Raw genomic sequence first — 15,794 nt, forward strand, 5'->3', positions numbered from 1 at the left:
CGGCTGGCCAGGTGCCGGGTCGCCGAGTGTGGCCGGGCAGAAACGGGCGGTCGGACAGACGATTGATCGGTCCGGGGTCGACGGGTCGACGGGTCGACGGGTCGACGGGTCGACGGCAAACCTTCCTCGGGCGGGCTGGGAGGGGCGAAACGGCGGCGGGTGCACCCGCCGCCGTTTCTCATTCCCCGGCGGCGCAGAACGGGGGGCTGTTTGCGCCTGCCGGAGAGGTCTTGGGTATCGCCTGTGCGACCAGTCGGTCTTGCCGCGAGGCGGCATCAAGATGCGGTCTCTCCGAGCTGGAGTCGATCGACGAAGCGCTGAGCCAGCTTCTCGACCACCGGCTTGACGCTTAAGCGCTCGGCTTACCCCCTCGCCCACTGGCCTGTCGCTGGAACGCTGGCCCACTACTCAACCGCCGGCCTTGTCGTCAACCACCGTGCTGGCGCCCTACCGCTGGGTTGGCGCCCAACCGCTGCCCAACCGCTGCGCTGCCGCCCTGCCACTGAGCTGGCGCCCTGCCACTGAGCCACCACCCTGTTACTGAGCCGGCTCTCAACCGTTGAGCCAGTCACTCGGGCGCAGGGCCGGTGCTTAACCGCTGAGCCAGCCACCCAGACGCAGGGCCGGCGCTCAATCGCTGAGCCAGTCACTCAGACGCTGGGCCTGGTTACCGGGGCAGTGGGGTCCGCTGAGAGCGTGTCGGCAGGCAAAGCGCCCGCCAGCCGAAAGCGGCCACCCTGCCCAGGAGCCTCCGGCGGAGAGCGGATATCAGAGCGAGGTCCGAATCAGCGGTTGCGGGTGGTGCGGGCCAGGTTCGGGGCGTTGAGGGTGGAGAGGGTCCAGGAGTCCAGGCGGCGCAGGGTTGACCTGAGTGCGGCGTGGACAGAGCTGGGGGTCATAGGGGACATATTGCGCTCCTTTCGGTAGGTGTCGTGTTTCTGTCACTTGGTGGATCTAGGCGCGGCAGGGTCGCGCGGGGCTGAGCTGGGGCCTTACGGAGCGGGGACTGCGGGGCGGTGTGGGGCGTCTCAGCAACCGTGACATCCCGGGGCACCATGATCCGTGGGGGCGCGACGTGTCTCTCGACACGGTCACCGTACGTGTCCGTAGCATTGGCGGGCGTATTGGCGTACCTGTGAGATTTGAGGGGTGGGGTTAAGAATGGCTTAAATTATTGGGGGATCCATGGAGCGGAAACATTAGGGAGCGTTCATGGAATGGCTGCACGGCTCGGACTCCCCCGTCACTCTCCGTGGATTGTGCTTGATCCGCAGGTCGCTGCGCCGCAGGAAATGAACCGCTGGGCTTCCGCGTCCGTACTGTGCGTCGACGGACCATGCCCGGCGGGCTGTGATGCCGGGGGCGGCCCGGGTCCTCGGGGGTGGGTGACGTGGCTCCGCGGGTGGTGGCGCCGTACGCAAATCCATGGTTAACCTTCCAAGCCTGCTGCGCGGAGGGGATTCCGGACGCGCGGGCGGGCGGGCGTGGCAGCGAGGACGGGGGCACGGATGCGGCAGCGGGACGGCTCGGCGTGTCCGGCATCGTGTCCTCGTGACGGGGCGGCCCGATGAGCTACGAGGACGACGAATACTGGGAAGACGAGTACGACGACGACAAGAAGCGCGCCGTACCGTTCCCTGACGCGACCGCTACGGCGCGTGATCCGTACGCGGACGCTGCTGTTCTTTCCCGATGGGGACCCGACACCCGCCGGCCGGCGCAGAATCGCAAACCCTCGGCCCGGACCCAATACCTCGCGGAAGACGATTTCGACGCTTCCCCCCGCATTTCCCGTACGCCCGGAGCGCCGTCCTCGCGCGCGCAAGCGACCCCGCAGCCGCGCATGCCCGCGCCACCCCAGCCACGCACAGCGTCGGCCCCGGCGGCCCGCACTCCCGTAACGCCCCCGCCGCGCACGTCGGCGGCGCCTCCACCCAGGACGCCCGTGTCGTCCCCGCCCAGGACACCGGTCTCGGCCGCGCCCCGCATGCCCGACGAGTCGGACCAGACCGTCGACGAGCTGGCCGAGCGCAGGCAGCGCAGGCAGAACGGCCACCCCCGCTCAGCGGGCCGCGACGAGCAGATCAAGCAGGCCTTCGACGGCGACCGCCCCAGCTGGCTGGACGACCCCGGCTTCGAAGCAGCCGACCTCGACGCCGCCCCGATCGAGTTCGGCCCCGACGGCGTCCAGAACCGAGCCCTCGACTTCGACGAACTCGAGTACGACGACCGCGAATTCGACGCCGACGACTGGGAAGCCCAGCGCAAGTACACGTCGGTCCAGCGCGCCCGCCGCATCGAGACCTCGTCCTTCTGGGACGGCGACCCCGCCGACGAAGAGGAAGAACGCCCCCGCCGCAACCGCCGCAAGCCGGACCCCGAGCCCCCGGCCGTTGCCGGTCGCGCGAAGGTCACACCGGCGCGCCCCTCCGATCGCCCCGAGACCCGTCCGGCCAGCCGCCCTTCCGAGCGCCCCGACGTCCGTCCGGGCGCCCAGCCCACGGACCGTCCCGACATGCGCCCCGGCGTCCGCCCCGCGGATCGGCCCGCCGCCCGCACAACCGAGCAGCCCGATCTGCGTCCCGGCGTCCGCCCCGCGGATCGGCCTGCCACCCGTTCTTCCGACCAGCCCGACGTGCGTCCCGGCGCCCGGCCCGCTGCCCGTCCTTCCGAGCAGCCCGACGTACGTCCGGGCGCCCGGCCCGCGGATCGCCCTGCTGCCCGTCCTTCCGAGCAGCCCGATACGCGTCCCGGCGCTCGCCCCGCGGACCGTCCAGCCGCCCGGGTGGCGGACGGCGCTGTGGCACGTCCGGCCGACCGCGCCTCCGGCTGGCCCGTGGACCGGCCGTCGGACCGTCCCGCCGAATGGCTCGGGGACCAGCCCGCGGAACGTACGTCCGGCTGGCCTGCGGAGCAGACTTCCGACTGGGCAGCCGAGCGTCAGACGGACTGGTCCGCGAACCGTCCCTCCGACCGGCCCGAAGTGCCATCGGTACGGCGCGAGGTTGTGCCGCCGACGCCTCCCCCGGCTCCGATTTCGGCTCAAGCCCCGGCCCCGGCTCCGGCTCCGAAATCACCCGGCCAGGACAAGGCGCCGAAGGAAAAGAAGCCCTCCCGCCTGCGCTTCCGCAAGAAGGAAGACCGCGAGACCGCCGCACAGAAGCAAGCCGCGGAGGAGCAGCGCCGCAACGCCGAGAACCCAGCCGCACTCCGCGACGAACCGGGCAGCCGCACGCCGTTCCGCCGCCCGTTCGCTGCACCGCCCGAGCCCCAGGCCTACGAAGCTCAACCCTCTTACGAAGCCCCGCAGTCCTACGAGTCCCCGCTCCCCCACGACGGCCAGCCCTCCCATGCCGGTCAACTCTCCTACGACGGCCAGCCTTACGACGGTCGGCAGCCCTACGAGGGCGCCCAGCCCTACGAGGACGCCCAGCCCTACGACGCGGGTCAGCCTTACGACGCGGGTCAGACCTATGACGCAGGCCAGACCTACGGCGCAGGCCAGACCTACGACGCGGGCCAGACGTACGACGCGGGCCAGACGTACGACGCGGGCCAGGCCTACGACGCGGGCCAGGCATTTGACGCAGGGCAGGCCTATGCCCCGAGCCAGGCATACGGCGCGGGTCAGACCTATGACGCAGGCCAGACCTACGACGAGGGCCGGGCCCACGACGAGGGTCAAGGTTACGAAGAGGGGCAGAGCGCCGAAAGCCAACCCTTCCAGGGCCGGCCCGCAGCATTCCAGCAGCCCGCATTTGATCAGGGAAACGAGTGGCAGCCCGCCGCATTCCACCCCGACAAGTACGACTCGGCCGCCCCCCTCGACACCACCGACCCCGCAGCATCCAACCGCGACAACCGCCAACGGTCCGCCGACCCCGCAGCGTTCCTGCGTGGCGACGAGCAGCGCCCGGCCGCGTTCGATCGAAACGACGAGCGCCGGCCCACCCCGTTCGAGCGGGACAAGGACCGCCGGCCGGCGCCGTTCGGGCAGGACAAGGACCGCCGGCCCGCCGAGTTCGGGCAGGACGACGAGCGCCAGTCCGCCACGTACCGGTCCGACTTGTACGATCCTGCCGGCGCTGAGTCGCGTACCGACAGCTGGGAGGATGACCACGCTCCTTACCGGCCGCAGGCTGATTCACCTGCGGCTGCGGCGACCACGCAGCAGGGCGAGCGGGCCGGCCAGCAGGAGCAGCAGGACGACAGCCCGCGCATTCTCAGCCGGGCGACCCCGCCTGTCGCGCCCAAGGTCATCAAGAAGGCGGCACCGCCGGCGACCCCACGCGTCATCAAGGCGGACCCGCCGACCATGCCCCGGGTGGTCGCCGCACCGCCGACAGCCACCCCGTCCCGCCCGGCAACCCCCGACCAGGCCGATCACTCCCGGCCGATCTCTCCCGCAGCCTCCACCAATGCCACGGGTACGCAGGACAGCCCGGCCGCCTACGACAACAGCACCCCGCCGTCCCGCCCGTCCCGAGTCGGCTACATCACCTCGGACGGCCCGATCATCCCCCCGGGCCACGACCACGCCCAGCGCCCCGGCCGCGGCACAGCCCAGGTCCCCCAGCCCCCCGCCGACCGCCCGGCACCGCCCCAGCCGGCCCCCGGAAGTCACGCCCCCGACGCCCCGGTCAGCCCCGCAGCCGAAACCCCGGTCAGCCCCGCCACAGGCACCGTCCGCAACCGCCCGGCCACCGACCCCGGCCGCCACGGCATCCCGGCGCAGAACCAGTCCACCCAGTCCGGCTACGCGAACGCTCCCACCCCCGAGCCGTTCCGGGCACCGATCTCCGCGGCCGCCGCCTACGCACCCACAGATGACCTCCGTCAGCCCGAGCGTGACTTCCGTCAGGCAGACCACTTCGGGCAGCCCGGCCAGCACGAACAGCCCGACCAGTACACGCAGCAGCCCGATCAATATGGGCAGGAGCCCGACCAGCTCCGCCGGACCCCGCCGTCCGGACAGCCGGCGCCACCGGTCTCGCCCGCGCCGTCGGGCCCGTCGGCCGGGACACCGCCGATCCTGCCCACCCCCGCGCCGCAATCCAACGCAGCGCCGCACTCCGGCGCCGCGCCGCAGCCCATGCCGCCGTCGACTCCCACGCCGATTCGCCGTCCCGCTGCCGCTGCACCCCCGCAACGCCCCACGGATCAGCGCCCGCAGTACGACGTACCCCAGACTCCGGCCGCCTTCACCCCCTGGGCCGATCAGGAAACCTCCCCCCAGCGGGGCCAACTCCCCCAGCACCAGCACGGCCAGGGCCAGCACGACCCGGGCCCCCAGGAAGGCACCACCTCCGAACGCCCGATCGTCGGCGGCCCCCGCACGGCGATGATCCTCTCTACGGGCGAACCGTCCGCCGTACCGCGCTCGCAGCGCCCGCCGTCCCGCATCGCCCCCGTCAGCGGCGCACCCGGCTCCCACCGCCCCGTCAGCAGCACCCCCGGATTCCCGCCCGTCAGCAGCACCCCCGGCTTCCCGCCCGTCAGCAGCACCCCCGGTGTCACGCCTGCCAGTAGCGCACCCAACTTCCCGCCGACCAGTAGCGCACCCGGATTCCCGCCGGTCAGCGGTGCGCCGGGCGCGGATCGTCCGGCCAGCGGTGGAGCACCGGACTACCCGGTCAGCGGTGGCCCGGTCAACGGTGGCCCGGTCAGCGGTGGCCCGATCACGGACCGTTCCATGGGCGAGGTGCCCATCGCCGGGCGTACGCCGGGCGCCGGCCAGACCCCGAGGGGCACCCAGGCCGGCGAAGGCCCGACCGTCGCGATGGCCCGGGCGAGTGTCGTCCCGGTGCCGGCACCCCCGCGGCCGCAGGACGACGCCGCCCGCCAGGCCGAAGTTTCACGCCAGGCCGAGGCTTCACGCCAGGCCGAGGCCTCCCGCCAGGCCGAGGCCTCCCGCCAGGCCGAGACGACGCGGCAGGCGGAAGCATCGCGGCAGGCGACGGGGGCAGCGCGCCAGGCCGAAGCGACACGCCAGGCCGAAGCCGCCCGTCAAGCCGAAGAAGCCGCCCGCCAGGCAGCCGCGGCACGCCGGGCAGCAGCCGAACGGCAGGCCGAAGCAGCACGCCAGGCCGAGGTGGCCCGGCAGGCGGAAGAGGCGGCACGCCAGGCCGAAGCCGAAGCGACCCGTCGCGCGGCCGAAGCGCAGGAGGCCGCCCGCCAAGCCGAAGCGGTACGCCAGGCGGAGGAGGCAGTGCAACGGGCCGAACACGCCCGGCACGCCGAGGAGACCGCGCGTCACGCCGCCGAAGCCGCCTACCGCGCACAGGTCGATCGCGAAGCGGAAGCAGCCCGCCAGGCCGAAGCCGAACGCCAAGCAGCCACCCGCCTTGCCGAAGCCGCCCGCCACGCCGAAGAAGCCGCCCGCCACGCCGACGCGGCACGCAAAGCCGAAGAAGCCGCCCGCCAGGCCGAAGCCACCCGCCAGGCCGAGCAGGCCGCCCGCCAGGCCGAGGCCACCCGCCAGGCCGAGCAGGCCGCCCGCCAGGCCGAAGCAGAACGCCAGGCCGAAGTCGCACGCCAAGCCGAAGCAGAACGCCAGGCCGAAGTCGCACGCCAAGCCGCGCGTCATGCCGAAGCAGAACGCCAAGCTGAAGCCGCACGCCAGGCCGAGACAGAACGCCAAGCCGAAGTCGCACGCCAAGCCGCGCGTCAAGCCGACCATGCACGCCAGGCCGAACAAGCACGCCAAGCCGACCAAGCACGCCAAGCAGAAGACGCACGCCGGGCAGAAGCAACGCGGCAGGCGGAGCTGGCCCGCGAGGCGGAATCCGCGCAGCAAGCCGAGGCAGCACGGCAAGCAGCAGCCCGCCAGGCGCAAGAAGCCCGGCAAGCGGAACAGGCCCGCCGAGCCGAAGAAGCCGCGCGCCAGGCCCAGGTAGCACAGCAGGCGGAAGCGGCTGCGCGGGCTGAAGCACGGCGGGCTGAGTCCGCTCGTCAGGCGGCGGCGAACAGGGAGATGCAGCGCAACGGTGCGCTGCCGTCGAGTTCGCTGCCGGTTTCGGCTGTTCCTCAGCAGGAGCGTCCGGGGCCGAATCCCGCGGCTAATGCGCTGCCTATCGGGCGGTTGCTGACGTCCGGGCCGACTGCGCCGCCGAAGTACGCGGATTCCGAGCTTGGGCCTACCTGGTTCGGGCCCAAGAATCAGAACAGCAACGACACAAACACCAACCCGGAGGGTACGCCGCCCGCGAACCGGCCCGCCCCGGCAAGCGAGCCGTCCGCCCCCGCCGCCGACCGGGCAGTCGACCAAGCCACCACAGCAGCCGACCGCGCAGATGACCAAGCCACCACAGCAGCTGATCGGACGGTTGAGCCGGCCGACCCCGTATCTGAGCGGGCAAGTGAGCCGGCAGCTGACCGGGTAGCCGAGCCTGCCGCCCCGTCAGCTGACCGGGCGACTGACCCGGCTACCCCAGCAAGTCTGGCTCAGGCGGATCTGCCACCGGCTGCAAATAACCAGGTCGAGGAAAACCCGAAAGCCCCAGAACCGGCGGCAGCCCCGGAACCAGCAGCCACCAAGCCAGCACCAGCGCAGCCGCAAGCAGCAGAACCGCGAGTAGCCAAAACACAGGCAACCGAACCGCCGTCGGCAGAACCGGCATCAGCAACGCCGGCAACACCCGAACCCCCGCGCCCGGAAACGCCCACCGACCCGCAGCCGAGCACCCCCGAAGCGACCACCCCCAAGGCGACCACTCCCGAAGCGACCACCCGAGAAGCGACCACCCCCGAGGCGACAAGCTTCAACCGCCCCACCGCCGAGCACGCCACCCTCACCGAGCCGTCCGAGACGGACAGTCGCAGTGTCGTCATCGATCTGGACATCACCAGTTTGATGAACGGCCTGGTTGCCGCTGCCGGGGCCGTGGCGCCTGAGCGGCCGGGCGTGAAGCCGCTCGCCCCGCTGGTGATGCGCGCGGCTCGCGTACCGGAGAAAAAAGAGCAGAAGCCGCTCGGGCCGGAAGACCTGGCGGCGATCCGGTGGCGGCTGGACGGGGCGACGCTGAAGGAGATCGTTGACGATCGCGAGGCGTTGAAGGAGCTCGGGGAGCGGCTGGACGGGCCGTTGGCCGAGGAGCAGGACAATGTCGCGCGGGCCGGGTTGCTGAGCGTACGGGCCGAGGTCTACCGGTTGCTGGATGAGCTCGGGATGGCGGCGGCGGCGAGCCGGTTGGCGCTGGCTCATGCCGAGTCGGCCGGGGATGTCCAGGCGACCGTGATCGCGCAGGCCGAGCTGGCTCATGTGCTGCGGTTGCGGGGCGACTATCAGGAGGCCGACCGGCTGTTCGAGCAGGCCGCAAGTTCCGGGGCGCCCGACCTGCTGCGCAGCGTCGTGCACGAGAACGCCGGGCGGAGTGCTTTCGATCAGGGGCGGCACATGGAGGCCCTCGATCATTTCACCCGGTCGGTACGGCTGGGGCTGCCGGAGGATCAGGAGCTGATCCAGCGCATCGATGTGGCGCTCGAGGCGATCTACATCCATGTGCTGCGGGACGGGTGGGGGCCCTATCCCCGGCTCCGGCGGGAGATCGCCGGGCTGGTCAAGGCCGCTGATCCGGAACAAACTGCCTGACCTGGGGTACGCGGTCCACGTTGTGCCTTCCGCCGCGCGGCGGCTCGGCCGGTGCGGCGTGCCGTCCCACTCGCGGCTCCTCGTCCGGCCCGGTCTCCGCAGCCCGGGCGCGGCCCGACGGCGTGGCGAGGGCGATCCTCCCCCGGCCGGAGCTCTTCGCGTCGTACAGCGCGGCGTCGGAGGCCGCGACCAGGTCGTCGATGGTGCCCACATCGTCCGGGAGCGTCGCGATGCCGATGCTCAGACTGGGTGGGCCGCCCGGCAGCACGGTCGTCGCGGACACCGCGGCGATCAGGGACTCCGCGGCCCGGACAGCCGTGGGACGATCGGCGCGCAGGAGCAGGACGAACTCGTCGCCGCCGAGCCGCGCGGCGATGCCGGAGTCCCCGGTCACCGTACGCATCGCATCGGCGACCACTTGGAGTGCGCGGTCCCCCTCAGAGTGACCGTACGTGTCGTTGATGGCCTTGAAGTGGTCGAGATCGACGCTGATCAGCGCCAGACCGCCCCGGTTGAGCCCGGCCCAGGCGCCCGCGGCCTCCAGCGATTCGGTGTACGAGCGCCGGTTCGCCAGGCCGGTCAGCGCGTCCGCGTTGGCCTGCGCCTCGAGGACCGCACGCAGCCGGTCCGCACGGGCACGCAGGCCGCTGACCACGATCACGGTCATCGTCATGGCCAGGAACATGGCGATCCAGTCCGACAACCCCTTACCCGCACCGAGCACGGCGAAGACGACCACGGCGTCCCCCGCGTACACGAGCGCGAGGATCGCGTAGATGGCTCTACGGCCGAGAAAGTTCGCCGCGTAGAGCACGGGCCACAGGTAGAAGAGCTGCGAGCCGGTGCTGGCGTCCCGCGTACCCAGATTGAGGGCTGAGATCAGAGCGGCGGCGATGGCCGGAGCGGCGTACCAGAAAAAGTTCGGCAGGATCTCGGGCCGGCGCCAGCAGAGCAAGCCGGTCGCCGCCATGAGCAGCGCGATCAGGCCGATGCCGCTCTTGGCGGCGAGGCCGATGTCCGAAAGACCGCTCGTCACGGCCACATAGGGCGCCCCGGCCAGGGTGAGGTACGCGACCGCACGCGACGCGCCGTGCAGGTCGCGCAGCCTGCGATCCCCCCTGAGCAACACACCCGTAGATCGGCGGGTACGCCCCCGACGTGAGGATTCAGCCCCGTCCCGATCACCGACCCACGCCACACCGAGCCCACCCTGCCACCGCTTCGCACATTCCAGGCCGAGCTTTTCAGCGCGGCGCCATGGACGTAGTCGGCCGGCTGGTCATTCGGTGCGCAACGCTTCGACCGGGGCGCAGTCGGCCGGCAGGTCACTCGGCGCGCAACGCTTCGACCGGGACGCAGCTGGCCAGCCGGTCATTCGGTGCGCAACGCTTCGACCGGGTCGAGGCGGCCGGCGCGCTGGGCCGGGACCACGCCGAAGACGATGCCGACCGCGGCCGAGACGCCGAATGCCAGGGCCAGCGACCACCAGGTGACCGCGGCCGGGACCGGGGAGAGCCGGTCCACCAGCAGCGCCGCGGTGATGCCCAGCGCCATCCCCAGCACCCCGCCGATCGTGGTGAGCAGCACCGCCTCCAGCAGGAACTGCAACCCGATGTCGCGGGGACGCGCACCCACCGCCTTGCGCAGGCCGATCTCGCGGGTACGTTCGCGGACCGAGACCAGCATGATGTTCGAGACGCCGACCCCGCCGACGAGCAGACTGATCCCGGCGATCGCGGCCAGTACCCCGGTGAGCACCCCGAGGATGTCGCCCAGCACCCCGAGGATCTGCTCCTGGGTCACGGCGCTGAAGTCGGTGCCCGGATGCCGCTGCGTCAGCGTGGCGACGACATTGCTGCTCAACTTGGTGATCCGCTCCCGGTCAGGCGCCCGGATGGCCAGCGCGTCGACCCGGTCGGTGCCGAGCAGCCGCTGCGCCGCGGTGACCGGCACGTGCACCTCACTGTCCCGGTCCACGCCGAGGCTCTGCCCGAGCGGCTCGAACGTCCCGATGACCCGGAACCGAACCCCGCCGATGGTCACCTGGCGCCCGATCGGGTCCCGGTCCCCGAACAACTGTCCCGCGACCCCGGCCCCGAGCACCGCCACCCGCCGCGCGGTGTTCACATCGGACCGCGTCAAGTAGCTCCCCCGGTCGAGCCGCCGCACGAAAACGCTCGGCGTGGTCTCCAGCACCCCCTGCATACTGGCAAAAGCCTCCCGGCTCCCGGCCCGCACGGTCTCCCCCGACGCGATCGTCACGGCCACCCGCGACCGGTCCCCCACCACCCGCCCCACCGCATCCACATCATCCAGCGACAACGTCGAGACCGACGGCGCCGCCCCGGCCTCCAGCCGCCCCGGCACCACGATCAGCAGATTCGACCCGAGCCCCTCCACCTGCTGCTCGATCTGCTGCTTCGTCCCCGTCCCGATAGCCACGAGCGCCACCACAGCAGCCACCCCGATCACCACGCCGAGCATGGTCAGCACACTGCGCAACCGATTCGCCCGCAAAGCATCCAGCGCCACCCGCCACGCCTCAGCAAGCCTCATACCGCGCCCCCGGCAGCCGGCGCGGCATCCTTGCCCGGCCCCGCCACCCCGCCAGACGAAGCGGTGGGCACCGCGGGCGACGCAGCCTCCCCGACCGTCTCGGACTCGCCAGGCAGGACAGCCTCGCCAGGCGAAACGTCCTCATCAGGTAAAACAGCCCCAGCAGGCGAAACGGCCGAGGTGGGCGAGAGAGCGTCCGTGGCCGGGATAGCGTCCGTGGCCGGGAGAGCTTCGGTGGCCGGAACCGCCGAGATGGACGGCATGGCCGAGGTGGGCGAAACGGCTGAGATCGGCGGGACGGCCGAGGTGGGCGGGACGATGAGGCCGTCGCGCATTTCGATGCGGCGGTGGGCTCGGGCGGCTACTTCTCGGTCGTGGGTTACCAGGACCACGGCGACGCCTTCGGTGTTGAGGGATTCGAGGAGGGTGAGGATTGCTTCGCCGGTGGTGGTGTCGAGGTTGCCGGTGGGTTCGTCGGCGAGCAGGACCGAGGGGTTGGTGACCAGGGCGCGGGCGATGGCGACGCGTTGTTGTTCGCCGCCGGACATCTGGTTGGGGCGGTGGTCGATGCGGTGGCCCAGGCCGACGCGGTGCAGGAGGTCGGCGGCGCGGGCCCGGCGTTCGCGGCGGCCGAGGCCGCGGTAGACCAGGGGCAGGGCGACGTTGTCCCGGGCTGTCGTGCGGGGCAGCAGGTGGAACGATTGGAAAACGAAGCCGATGACCTCGTTGCGGAGCCGGGCCATGTCGGGCGGGGACAGCGTCGACACGTCACGGCCGCCGATCAGCAGGGTGCCGGAGGTGGGCCGGTCGAGGCCGCCCAGCAGGTGCATCAGCGTCGACTTGCCCGAGCCCGAGGTCCCGACCACGGCCACGTAGTCGCCCGCCGCCACGGTCAGCGACACACCCCGCAGGGCGCTCACCGACACCCCGTCGAGCTCATACGTCCGCGTCACGTCACGCGCCACGATCGCCGGCGGCAAACCGCCGGGGCCCTCCACCTGGCTCACCTTCCCCGCCACGATCGCGCGCAGCAACCCGTCGGACTCGCCCACCCGGCTCCCGTCACGCCCCGAGCTCGGGGGAAGAGGCTGAGAGACGGGAGGCGACGAGGCTGGTCCCGGCCAGACGATAAGGCAAGCCGGCGAAAGGAGGGCAAGGCGGAAGGCAGGGTGGCCGGAGGCATCAAAACCGGAGGCGAAAGGGCCGGAGCCGACAAAGCCGGGCACTGCAACGCCTGAGGCGACAAAGACGACGGCGACAAAGGCGAAGGATGCGAGGCCAGAGGCGACAGGGCCGAAAGCGACAGGACCGGAGGCGACAGGACCGGAGGCTGCAAGGCCGGACGCTGCAAGGCCGGACGCTGCAAGGCCGGACGCTGCAAGGCCGGACGCTGCAAGGCCGGAGGCGACAAAGGCGGAGGATGCGGGGCCTGAGGTGGGTGGGTCATGGGAGGGATTGGCCGGGGGTGACTTGGTCGGTGCCGGTGGTGACGATGGGGTCGCCGGGGGTGAGGCCGGTGGTGATCTGGACGGTGTCTTCGCCCTGGACGCCGAGGGTGACCGGGGTTTGGGTGGCTTTGCCGGCGCGGATGGTCCAGACGGTGTCGTGGCCGTTGGTGGAGAGGATGGCGCTTGCCGGGACGGTGATGGCGTCGGTGGCTTCTCGGACGTTGAGGCGGACGATGGCGCTCATGCCGGGGCGGGGGGTGGGGGTGTCGTCGGCGGATGGTTTGGCCAGGGTCAGGTGGACGCGGTAGGAGACGCCGCCGCGGGCTGAGGTGGTGGGGAGGAGGTCGATGGCGCGGACGGTGGCGGGGTAGGTGATGCCGGGGGCCGCGTCGAGCTCGATGGTGCCCTTGGTCTTGGTGCTGACCAGGAGGACGTCGGTTTCGTCGATCTCGGCGGTGACGCCCAGGCGGGCCGTGTCGACGATCGTGACGATGGCGGTGCCGGGGGCGACCGGTGCTCCCTCGGGGACGGCGGCGTCGATGCCGGGGAGCGCGCCGGGGGCAGCCGCCGCGGCGGCGGGGTCGGCGTTGGCGATCAGGTCGGTGAGGGACGGCGCGGTTGCCGAGCCGGTGCCGCCGAGCTGGACCACGCCGGAGACCGGGGCGTGCAGGGTGAGGGCGTCGACGGCCGCGCCCGCCAGGTCGTAAGCCTGCTGGGCCTGGAGGCGCTGGGCCGCGGTCAGGGCGTTGACGGCCTCCCCCACGCTCGCCACGCCGCGCTGCAGGGAGCGGACCGCGGAGCCGGCCGCGTCGGAGATCGCCTGGTACTGGGTCTGGGCGGCGTCGGCCTGGGTGCGCAGCGCCGCCCGGAGGACCGGGTCGGTGATCTTGTCGGCGGCGGCGCGGGCCTGCTCGAAGGCAGCGGCCGCGTTCGCGTCCGTCTCTGCGCGGGCGGCGACGTAGGAGGACGTGCTGCCGCCGGTGGAGACGGTGCCGGAGGAGGTCGCGTCAAGGGCTTCGGTGGCGGCGTCGAGGCGTTGCTCGGTGGCGGGAGAATCGATGATCGCGATCACCTGACCCTTTCTCACCGTGCCGCCCGGCTCGACCAGCAGCGAGCCGAGGGTGCCGCCGGCCGGTGAGGTCACCGTCGCGGCGGCGCGGGCCGTGACCGCACCGGAGGCCTCCACGACCTCGGCGACCGTGCCGCGGGTCGCCGCGCCGACGGTGACGCCGGAGGGCTCGTCGCCGCAGGAGGCCGCGGACAGCGGTGGCAGCAGGACGCACGCCACCAGGACAGCGATGGTGCGCCGGGGGGATCGGGACACGTTCGCCACTCTATGGGCAGCCACCGACAACAATTCTCGACGTCAGCGCCCGGCGGCCGATAAGAGCTGGCCAGAAAAGACGGAGATGGAGGGTACGCGGGGAGCGCCGAACCGTACGCGCTGATCGAAATCGGACGTGGGGGCTGATACCGGGCCCGTGTCGGATTGTCGGCGTGGCGGCCGGCCGGAAGGTGACGGCGCCGCCCACGATGGCGTGCGAGGCTGGTCTGCGAATTGAACCGTGCGCCCCCTCGCGCTCGTAATCCCCGTCACGGTGCCCATCCGCGTACGTGAAGGAAGATGACGATGATCCGTGCCGACGAACTGACCGTCGTGCACCACGACGACACGGTGAGCATCTTCACCGACGTCACCTACATGCTGAGCCGCGACGGCCTGACGGTGGTGACCGCGTCCGGCGACGAGCAGGCGTTCGCGGGGCACGATGTGCTGACCGTGCACGCTCACTGCGTACATGAATAGGGACAGAAAGGGCCCGCCGGCCGAGACCGACGGGCCTTTCCTGGGGTGAGAATCAGGTGCCGGAACGGCGCCCGTAGACCTTCACCGTGGAACCGATCTTGCCGATGCCGTAGTAGGCCTTGGCGTCGGCCGGCAGCATGTTGATGCAGCCGTGCGAACCACGCCACGCGTCATGGATGTACGTGGTCGTCTGGTGGAAACCGATACCACCGACGAAACGCTGCCAGTAGGGCATCCACACCGAGTAGGGGTTCGACCATTCCTTCTTGGTGCGCTTGTTGATCTTGTAGGTCCCGGCCGGCGTCCGGTGACCCTTCATGCCGCTGCGGATCACAGTGGGCTTCTTGTAGACCTTGCCGTTCTTCATCACGAACGTGGTCTGGTGCGTCAGGTCCACGCAGAACGTGAGACCCGACTTCTTCGCCTTGCACGCCGACGTCTTCGTGTCGGCGAGCCGCTTGGCCACGCCGAACGTCGTCGGGCCGGCGAGTCCCTGGGCCGGCTTGATGCCGAACCGGCTCTGGAACTTCTTGATCGCCGAGCAGTCGGCGGCGGACTGCTTGCCGTCGACCGAGACGGCGCCGAAGCCACCGATCTTCTTGAGGTAGCCCTCGACCTGCTTCTGGTACTTGCCGGTGGCGCACGAAGCCGCGGCGGCCTTCGTGACGACAACTGCGGCAACCGGTGCCGCGCTGACGGTCCGGGGCGCGGCCGAAGCCACACCCGGTGCCAGCACGGCAGCGCCCAGGCCACCGCAGACCGCCACCGCAAGCGCGGCAACGGCGAGGCGTGCGGAAACCCGCTGCACTCCCAAAACGTCCTCCCGAGGAGATGTGTCCGCACATCGAAACACACCGGTGCGACGATCCGAATCCGCCGCATGACCGTTGGCACGAACCCGGGAGTCCAGGACCGCCAGGCCAAAGGTCATAAGCCGCGCAAAACCCTCAAGAAACTCGTTACGACGTCGTTATTGGCACTGCGGAAACCTGCACCCAGAACGGGGTCCGGTCCGCGGCGAACGCCAGCCCGAACCCGGTCTCCCGCAGCCCGCAGTCCATGATGTTCTCCCGGTGCGCCGGGCTGTGCCACCAGGCGTCGACCACCGCACGCACGCTGCTCTGACCGCGCGCGATGTTCTCGCTGTAACGCCGCCATCGATACCCTGCGTGATCGAGGCGCTGCCCCGCTTGCGCTCCGGAGCGGTCCTCATGCGCGAAATAGTCATGACGGGCCATATCCGCTGCGTGACCGTCGGCCGCGGCGATCAGCTTGCGGTCCAGCCCCAGATCCGCACACCCGCCTGCCTGGCGGTGCGCGTTGATCAGCTTCAGGGCCTGCCGCTGCACGTCGCCGTCGGGATCGCCGCCTTCGGCGATCACCGCCCGCCGCT

Annotated in this window: 7 protein-coding genes and 1 pseudogene; 2 read left to right on the forward strand and 6 right to left on the reverse strand. The window is 71.4% G+C overall.

The window, feature by feature from the left end; genetic code table 11:
- Positions 1-1,567: 1,567 nt before the first annotated feature.
- The gene (locus tag Aco04nite_RS22910) at positions 1,568-8,590 is read left to right on the forward strand and encodes a hypothetical protein (RefSeq protein WP_212999296.1); all 7,023 of its coding nucleotides are present in this window, start codon (positions 1,568-1,570) and stop codon (positions 8,588-8,590) included.
- Here the strand turns inward: Aco04nite_RS22910 and Aco04nite_RS22915 are convergent.
- From Aco04nite_RS22915 to Aco04nite_RS22930, 4 genes and pseudogenes are all read right to left on the reverse strand, one after another.
- On the reverse strand, positions 8,559-9,719 hold the full coding sequence (locus Aco04nite_RS22915; protein WP_212999297.1) for a GGDEF domain-containing protein: 1,161 nt from the start codon (positions 9,717-9,719) through the stop codon (positions 8,559-8,561). The genes Aco04nite_RS22910 and Aco04nite_RS22915 overlap by 32 nt on opposite strands.
- A 242-nt stretch (positions 9,720-9,961) precedes the next feature.
- The gene (locus Aco04nite_RS22920; protein ID WP_212999298.1) at positions 9,962-11,146 is read right to left on the reverse strand and encodes an ABC transporter permease; all 1,185 of its coding nucleotides are present in this window, start codon (positions 11,144-11,146) and stop codon (positions 9,962-9,964) included.
- Positions 11,147-11,459: 313 nt separating this feature from the next.
- A pseudogene (locus Aco04nite_RS22925) lies at positions 11,460-12,126 on the reverse strand (ABC transporter ATP-binding protein); the annotation flags it as partial.
- A 463-nt stretch (positions 12,127-12,589) separates the two neighbouring features.
- Positions 12,590-13,918 (reverse strand): efflux RND transporter periplasmic adaptor subunit, encoded by a 1,329-nt coding sequence (locus Aco04nite_RS22930; RefSeq protein WP_212999299.1) that lies wholly within the window; start codon positions 13,916-13,918, stop codon positions 12,590-12,592.
- Between the two features lie 300 nt (positions 13,919-14,218).
- On the opposite strand from Aco04nite_RS22930, the gene Aco04nite_RS22935 reads away from it, so the two are divergent.
- Positions 14,219-14,401, forward strand: coding sequence for a hypothetical protein (locus Aco04nite_RS22935; protein ID WP_212999335.1), 183 nt, complete (start codon positions 14,219-14,221; stop codon positions 14,399-14,401).
- Between the two features lie 52 nt (positions 14,402-14,453).
- On the opposite strand, the gene Aco04nite_RS22940 is transcribed toward Aco04nite_RS22935, so the two are convergent.
- Both Aco04nite_RS22940 and Aco04nite_RS22945 read right to left on the reverse strand, forming a co-directional pair.
- Positions 14,454-15,209, reverse strand: a complete 756-nt coding sequence (locus tag Aco04nite_RS22940) for a L,D-transpeptidase family protein (RefSeq protein WP_244876216.1) — start codon at positions 15,207-15,209, stop codon at positions 14,454-14,456.
- A 151-nt stretch (positions 15,210-15,360) separates the two neighbouring features.
- The gene (locus Aco04nite_RS22945; protein WP_212999301.1) at positions 15,361-15,783 is read right to left on the reverse strand and encodes a CAP domain-containing protein; all 423 of its coding nucleotides are present in this window, start codon (positions 15,781-15,783) and stop codon (positions 15,361-15,363) included.
- Positions 15,784-15,794: the final 11 nt, after the last annotated feature.

Origin of the sequence: Winogradskya consettensis (assembly GCF_018332715.1) — a bacterium.
GTDB classification, from domain to species: Bacteria; Actinomycetota; Actinomycetes; order Mycobacteriales; family Micromonosporaceae; genus Actinoplanes; species Actinoplanes consettensis.

Bases quoted from the DNA above. Each gene is read 5' to 3' on its own strand.
- Aco04nite_RS22910 (WP_212999296.1), top strand. From the start codon at position 1,568: ATGAGCTACGAGGACGACGAATACTGGGAAGACGAGTACGACGACGAC.
- Aco04nite_RS22920 (WP_212999298.1), bottom strand. From the start codon at position 11,146: ATGAGGCTTGCTGAGGCGTGGCGGGTGGCGCTGGATGCTTTGCGGGCG.
- Aco04nite_RS22935 (WP_212999335.1), top strand. From the start codon at position 14,219: ATGACGATGATCCGTGCCGACGAACTGACCGTCGTGCACCACGACGAC.